Origin of the sequence: Timonella senegalensis JC301 (assembly GCF_000312125.1) — a bacterium.
In the GTDB taxonomy this organism is placed as follows: domain Bacteria; phylum Actinomycetota; class Actinomycetes; order Actinomycetales; family Cellulomonadaceae; genus Timonella; species Timonella senegalensis.
Genome location: NZ_HE978641.1, coordinates 730,171 through 736,411, shown reverse-complemented (window position 1 = coordinate 736,411; position 6,241 = coordinate 730,171). Strand labels below are relative to the sequence as shown.

The window sequence follows — 6,241 nt, the reverse complement described above, 5'->3', positions numbered from 1 at the left end:
GGACCTACGAAATATTGAAAGGGGCGGGCACGGGTGACAGTTGCGGAGCAAGAGGCCGAGCGGGAAGAACGCGCAGGTCAGCAGGGGAAATTTGGTAAGAAGAGTCTTATCAACCTGCTGGGCCCTGCCTTCGTGGCCTCTATCGCCTACGTGGATCCCGGCAACGTCGCCGCCAACCTTTCCGCGGGCGCCGAGTTCGGCTACCTGCTCGTGTGGGTGCTCGTGGCCGCGAACCTCATGGCTGTTCTGGTCCAGTACCTGTCGGCCAAGCTGGGCATCGTCACCGACCATTCGCTCCCGGAACTCCTTGGCCTCCGAATGAAGCGTGGGCCGCGCCTCGCCTACTGGGGCCAAGCCGAACTGGTTGCTGCGGCCACCGACCTTGCTGAGGTCATCGGCGGTGCCATCGCGCTCAAGATCCTGTTTGACCTGCCGCTTCTCGTGGGCGGAGTCATTGTAGGTGCGGTGTCGATGGGCCTCCTTCTACTCCAGGGCACCGGCCGTCAGCGCAGGTTCGAGTTCGTCATCATGGGGCTGCTCCTCATCATCACGATCGGTTTCATGGCCGGATCGTTTGTCAGCCCCATCGACTGGCACCAAGTGGGCGGCGGCCTTCTCCCGCAGTTCGAGGGGCAGCAGAGTGTCCTCCTCGCCGCCTCCATGCTCGGCGCCACGGTCATGCCGCACGCTATCTACCTGCACTCCTCCTTGGTCAAGGATCGCCATGGCGTTGGCCACGGAACCGCCACCAAACGTCGGCTGCTGCACGCCTCCCGCGTGGACGTCGTCCTCGGCCTCTTTATCGCGGGGTCGGTGAACATCGCAATGCTACTCATGGCTGCCGCGGCCCTGCCCGGAATCCCCGGGACCGACACCATCGAGGGCGCCGCTGCTGCGATCACCGAGCACCTTGGCCAAGGCATCGGCATCGTCTTTGCCGTGGGCCTACTGGCCTCGGGCCTCGCCTCCACGTCCGTGGGAAGCTACGCGGGCGCCACCATCATGGCAGGTCTGCTCAAGCTCCGAATCCCGATCCTTGCTCGTCGTCTGGTCACTCTCATCCCGGCGCTTCTGATCCTCGGCTCGGGCTTCGACCCCACACGCGCCCTTATCCTCAGCCAAGTCCTCCTGAGCATCGGTATCCCGTTCGCTCTCATCCCACTGGTCAAGCTGACCAGCTCCCGCATGCTCATGGGCGAGTTCGTCAACCCCGTCTGGCTGCGTTTTGCCGCCATCGGCGTGGTCGCGGTAATCGTGGTCCTGAACGTCGCGCTGGTCGCACTCACCATCACCGGTTCCGTCTAGCGCCCGCTGCGCGACCCCCATTAACGACGATTACCTCGCCTTCCAGCACCACCCCATGCTGGTGGGATGGTGCTGGAAGGCGAGGTAATCGTCGTGAAGCAGTGCAGTTAAAGGCGCGTTAGCGCCTGACCAGCACCGAACGCGAGGGGTCAGGCCGAGACGGCGTCCAACTCGGCGAGCTGCGCTGGCGTCAGGTTGAACATGACCGATCGCACGATGTCCTCGACCTGGCCGACCTTGGACGCCGAGGCGATGGGTGCGGCGACCATGCTCTGCTGGCGCAGCCACGCTAGCGCAGTCGCGGCGATCGAGGAGTTGTGCTCGGCACCGATGCGCTCGAGGGCGTCTAGGATGGCGAGGCCCTTCGCGTCTGCGTACTTGGCGGCGCCGGTCGCGCGAGGCGAACCGTCGCCTGTGGAATCTTGCGATCGGTACTTGCCTGTGAGGAACCCGGAGGCCAGTCCCGAGTAAGGGACGAGCGAGATCTCGTGGCGCTCCGCAAGCGGCAGGAGCGTGGACTCGACCTCGATGCGGTGTAGGAGGTTGTAGCGCGGCTGGATCGCCACGGGGAGCGGGGCGCCCACGCCGTGGGAGATGTTGAGCCACTCCTCGATCCGCTCGGGAGTGTAGTTGGAGACCGCAATGTTCCTGATCAGGCCGTCGCGCGCAAGGTCACCAAACGCCGTCACGGTCTCCTCGAGCGGTACGGACGCGTCGTCGAAGTGCGCGTAGTACAGGTCGATCGAGTCCACGCCGAGTCGCTGGAGCGAGGCCTCGGCGGCCTTGCGGACGTTCGGTGCGGAGAGCCCAGGAAACTCCGGGTGTTGCGAAACCTTGGTTGCGATGATGGCGTTGCTCGGCTTGCGGCTGGCCAGCCACTGCCCGATGATCGTCTCGCTTTCGCCGCCCGAGTTCCCCGGCACCCACGCGGAGTACGCGTCCGCGGTGTCCACAAAGTTTCCGCCAAGCTCAAAGAACCTGTCGAGAACCGCAAAGGACTCGTCTTTGTCAGCGGTCCAGCCAAACACGTTTCCTCCCAGCGATACCGGGTAAACGTTGAGGTCGGACTTTCCGATCAGGGTCATCACATCTCCTTTGAAGTGCATGTGGCGCGTATGCGCTGGTCGCGCGCGCCCGCCGAGCTACGGGTACTCGGTCGGTTCCGGGTCTGTGTGCGGGAGACCCAGCGTGTGCAGTTGTGCGCACGTTTCGTGCGCTCCATTCTGCTAGATAACCGCGCAGATCCGTTAATTGTTCCCCGATTCCTTCAGCGAGATTGCACTTGGGGGTCCGAGATTGCACGGCCGCCGGGAAATCTCGGACCCCCAAGTGCAATCTCGGCGGGGTGCGGGGAGGGCGTGCGAGGGGAGGGGGGGAAGTCCGAGGCTCAGGAGTGCGACTTGCGCAGCGAGATCGCCGTGATGAGCACGGCGCCGAGCAGGATGACCGCGCCGGCCATTGAGGTGAGGTCGGCTCCGTGGCTGAACGCAACCTTGGCGGCCTCGGTGAGCTGGTCGCCCACGCTTCCGCCGATTCCGGCTGCCACATCCAGCGCGCCACCGAGGGTTTCGTGTGCGGCGGCCGAGTCCGCGGCGCTCACGCCCTCCGGCACCGTCAGCCCGTTGCGGTACGCGGCGGTCAGGACCGAGCCGAGGATCGCGGTGCCCAGAAGCGCTCCGACCTCGTAAGCAGTCTCCGAGATGCCGGAGGCAGCGCCGGCCTTGTGTGGTGGGACGGAGGCAAGGATCGCGTCGTTGGTCAGGGTCTCAGCCAGCCCAACCCCGAGGCCCACCATGAAGAAGGCTCCGACAAGCAGCCACACGCTTGAGTGGGCGCCAAGTTGTGTTGCCGTGGCGAAGCCAAGCATGGACAGCCCCAGACCCACGGGGATGAGAACCCGCAAAGGGAACCGATTCGCAAGCCGCACGGCGAAGAGACCGGAGGCAATCGTCGCAAATAATCCGGGCAACAGGTAGAAGCCGGCGTTCAGCGGGCCGTAACCGAGGACCAACTGGAGGTACTGGGACAGGTAGTAGACCATGCCGGCCATGGCCAGGACGGACATGAGGTTTGCCGCGATCGACGCGGAGAACACGCGGTTGGTGAAGAGGTGCATGTCGAGCATGGGGTTTTCGGCGCGTAGTTGCCGGCGCACAAACAGGAAGCCCAACGCGAGACCACCCACGAGGAATGCGACGCCAGCGGGCGCCTGGCCGCTCGCGGCCAGGGTCTTGATGCCGTAGACCAGCGTGAACATTGCGGCGATCGAGAGGAACACGGAGGTCCAGTCGAGTCGGCCGGGGTTGGGGTCGCGGGACTCGGGAAGCAGGAACAGGCCGGTGGCGAGCAGCACAGCGATCACGGGCACGTTGATGAGGAAGACGGAGCCCCACCAGTAGTGCTCGAGCATCCAGCCGCCCACGATGGGGCCGAGTGCGGCACCCGCGGAGAAGCCCGCAGCCCAGATGGCGATGGCCAGGCGGCGTTCGGTGTCGTTGAGGAACAGGTTGCGCAGGAGCGCCAGGGTGGACGGCATCAGGGTCGCGCCGAACAGCCCGAGTAGTGCGCGGGCGGCGATCAGGTGCTCGGCGGAGGTGGAGAAGGCCGCGTACACCGAGACCGCGCCAAATCCGATCGCGCCGATCAGCAGGAGCTTGCGGCGGCCGATCCGGTCGCCGAGCGTGCCCATGGTGACCAGCAGGCCGGCGAGTACGAGCGAGTAGATGTCGATGATCCACAGCAGGGCGGTTCCGGAGGGGTGCAGTTCGCGGGAGATTTCGGGCAGGGCAAAGGACAGAACCGTGTTGTCGATGGACACCACGAGGACCACGAGCATCAGGACCGCGAGGCCCAGCCAGTTGCGCACACTCGCCTTGGGGCCCTCGTCCGTGAGGGTCGTGGGGTTGGAAAGCTGCGACTGCTGGGTGGCAGCGTGAGGTACCCGTGCCGTGGTGTCCGGCAGAGTTGTCTCGCGCATGAGAGGTCCTTTCGAGTGTTTCTGACAAACCGTTACTGTACCGGCTAGACGGTATCACGCGCTCTTGTCAGAAGTCACGAGTAAAGTGAGCGATGTGACCACACACTCAACCCCCCAATCCGCCCAGTCTGAGTCTCAAGCCTCGCGTCAGCGGGCCCACAAGGACGTGCACCAGGAACGCCGTGCCTACAAGCGCGGAAGTGGCCGCGAGCGAGTGCTCGACGCCTACGCTCTGGTCCTGCGCGAGGAGGGGGTCAGCGCCGCAACCCTCGACGAGGTGGCCAAGCGCGCCGACATTTCCAAGGGTGGGTTGCTCCACCACTTCGCCTCCAAGGAGGCCCTGGTTGAGGGGCTCATGGAGCGTCTGAACAGGCAAAACATCGAGGATATTGAGAACACGATGGACGGCGACGACGGCGTCACCGGGTACCTCCAGGCCTCCATGGTTGGCGAGGACGAGTACAGCGCAACGTTCATGGCAGTCCTCAAGTTGGCGGGATCCGGCAACGAGGTCGTGGACAGCGGGCTACGTGAGGGCCTCGATGGCTGGCGCGACGCGCTCGACTCCGTCATCGACAACAAGGTCCTGGCGCGCCTGATCCAGCTGGTCGGGGATGGCCTGTACCTGCACACCCTCGTGGGCGACGCCCCCGACGACATCGACCGCCGCGTGGTCGAACTGGCTCGCGAGATTGTCAAGGAACGCACGGGTGCATAGCGGCGTGACTCCCGATTCGATGGCAGCTGCGTCCGCTGGTGCGTCCGCCACCAAGACTTCCAGCCCCGCCACCATGGCGGACGTCGCCCGCGTTGCGGGCGTTTCGCGCGGGACTGTGTCCCGCTACGTGCGCCAGACCGGTTACGTGTCTGCCGAGGCTCGCGCGCTTATCGACGATGCAATTGGCCAGGTGGGATATGTCCCGAACGCTGCAGCTCGTTCTTTGGCGGGGTTGCCCTCGCGCAACATTGCACTGATCGTGCACGAGGACGCCTCCACGTTCTCGCAGGACCCAAACCTGATGGCGATCATGGTCGATGCCAACCGGGTTTTGGTTGAGCAAGACCACCAACTCATGGTCCTCATGTACTCGCCGGCCCAAGGGGTTGAGCGGCTCAAGGAGACTTTGAACTCCCGGTTTATTGACGCGGTGATGGTGGCCTCCATCCGCATTGACGATCCTGTCGTGGAGGTAGTGCGTGCCTCCGGCCTCCCCGCCGCCCTGCTCGGCGGAAGCCCGGAGATGGGCCTGGCGCGCGTGGACGTGGACAACGTTTCCGGCGCGCGTGAGGTAGTTGAGCACCTCATCTACGGCGAGGGTGCCCGCGGAGCGGGAACCCCTGTCCGAGAGCTCGCCATGATCACCGGCCCGGAGGACGTGCAGGCCTCGCTCGACCGCCGTGCGGGCTTTGAATCCACGGCTGAGGCCGCAGACCTCACCCCTCGCTTCGCGCACGCCGGCGCATGGACCTATGAGGCAGGGGCTTGCGCCATGCGCCAGCTCCTCGAAGCGCACCCGAACGTGGATGCGATCTTCGCGGCCAACGATGCCCTAGGTGTTGCGGCTCTGGATGTCCTCGCGGAGGCTGGACGTAGCGTTCCAGCCCAAGTCCGCGTAGCGGGCTTTGACGATTCGCAGTGGGCAATCAAGCGCGAGTTGGGGCTGACAACGGTACGTCAATCGTCGTCAATGTTGGGCCAGGCGCTAGCGGAACTAGTGTTGCGGCGCCTAGCCGGGGACGCCTCTCCAACTGAATCGATCATGCTGCCCACGAGCCTGGTGGTTCGAGGGTCGACTCGGCGGATGGAACGCGTCTAAATCTTGCGTTCAGCACCGCTATCTTTCCCGCGAGCGTCCTTGATACACTCTGATGTGTTCGCGCGAACACACCCGCTAGGGACATTCCGCACACCCAACCACAACCACCCCACGGACACGCCACGGGGTGCCAATCCACACC

At 64.8% G+C, this 6,241-nt stretch carries 5 protein-coding genes; 3 read left to right on the top strand and 2 right to left on the bottom strand.

Features of this window, described 5'->3' with window-relative positions:
* The first annotated feature begins 33 nt into the window (after nt 1-33).
* Nucleotides 34-1,305, top strand: coding sequence for an Nramp family divalent metal transporter (locus HGSM_RS03110; RefSeq protein ID WP_019147276.1), 1,272 nt, complete (start codon nt 34-36; stop codon nt 1,303-1,305).
* A 149-nt stretch (nt 1,306-1,454) separates the two neighbouring features.
* Here HGSM_RS03110 and HGSM_RS03105 read toward each other — a convergent pair whose 3' ends face one another.
* Both HGSM_RS03105 and HGSM_RS03100 read right to left on the bottom strand, forming a co-directional pair.
* Entirely contained in the window at nt 1,455-2,390 is a 936-nt protein-coding gene (locus HGSM_RS03105; RefSeq protein ID WP_019147275.1) for an aldo/keto reductase, read from the bottom strand.
* A gap of 302 nt (nt 2,391-2,692) precedes the next feature.
* Nucleotides 2,693-4,282, bottom strand: a complete 1,590-nt coding sequence (locus tag HGSM_RS03100) for an MFS transporter (RefSeq protein ID WP_019147274.1) — start codon at nt 4,280-4,282, stop codon at nt 2,693-2,695.
* 94 nt (nt 4,283-4,376) lie between these two features.
* On the opposite strand from HGSM_RS03100, the gene HGSM_RS03095 reads away from it, so the two are divergent.
* The gene (locus tag HGSM_RS03095) at nt 4,377-5,000 is read left to right on the top strand and encodes a TetR/AcrR family transcriptional regulator (RefSeq protein WP_019147273.1); all 624 of its coding nucleotides are present in this window, start codon (nt 4,377-4,379) and stop codon (nt 4,998-5,000) included.
* Nucleotides 4,993-6,099: a LacI family DNA-binding transcriptional regulator gene (locus HGSM_RS03090; protein ID WP_195891330.1), complete on the top strand. Its 1,107-nt coding sequence runs from the start codon at nt 4,993-4,995 to the stop codon at nt 6,097-6,099. The genes HGSM_RS03095 and HGSM_RS03090 overlap by 8 nt, the downstream gene beginning before the upstream one ends.
* Nucleotides 6,100-6,241: the final 142 nt, after the last annotated feature.

Excerpts from the sequence above, each read along its gene's own strand:
- HGSM_RS03105 (WP_019147275.1), bottom strand. The coding sequence starts at position 2,390 with ATGACCCTGATCGGAAAGTCCGACCTCAACGTTTACCCGGTATCGCTG.
- HGSM_RS03100 (WP_019147274.1), bottom strand. The coding sequence starts at position 4,282 with ATGCGCGAGACAACTCTGCCGGACACCACGGCACGGGTACCTCACGCT.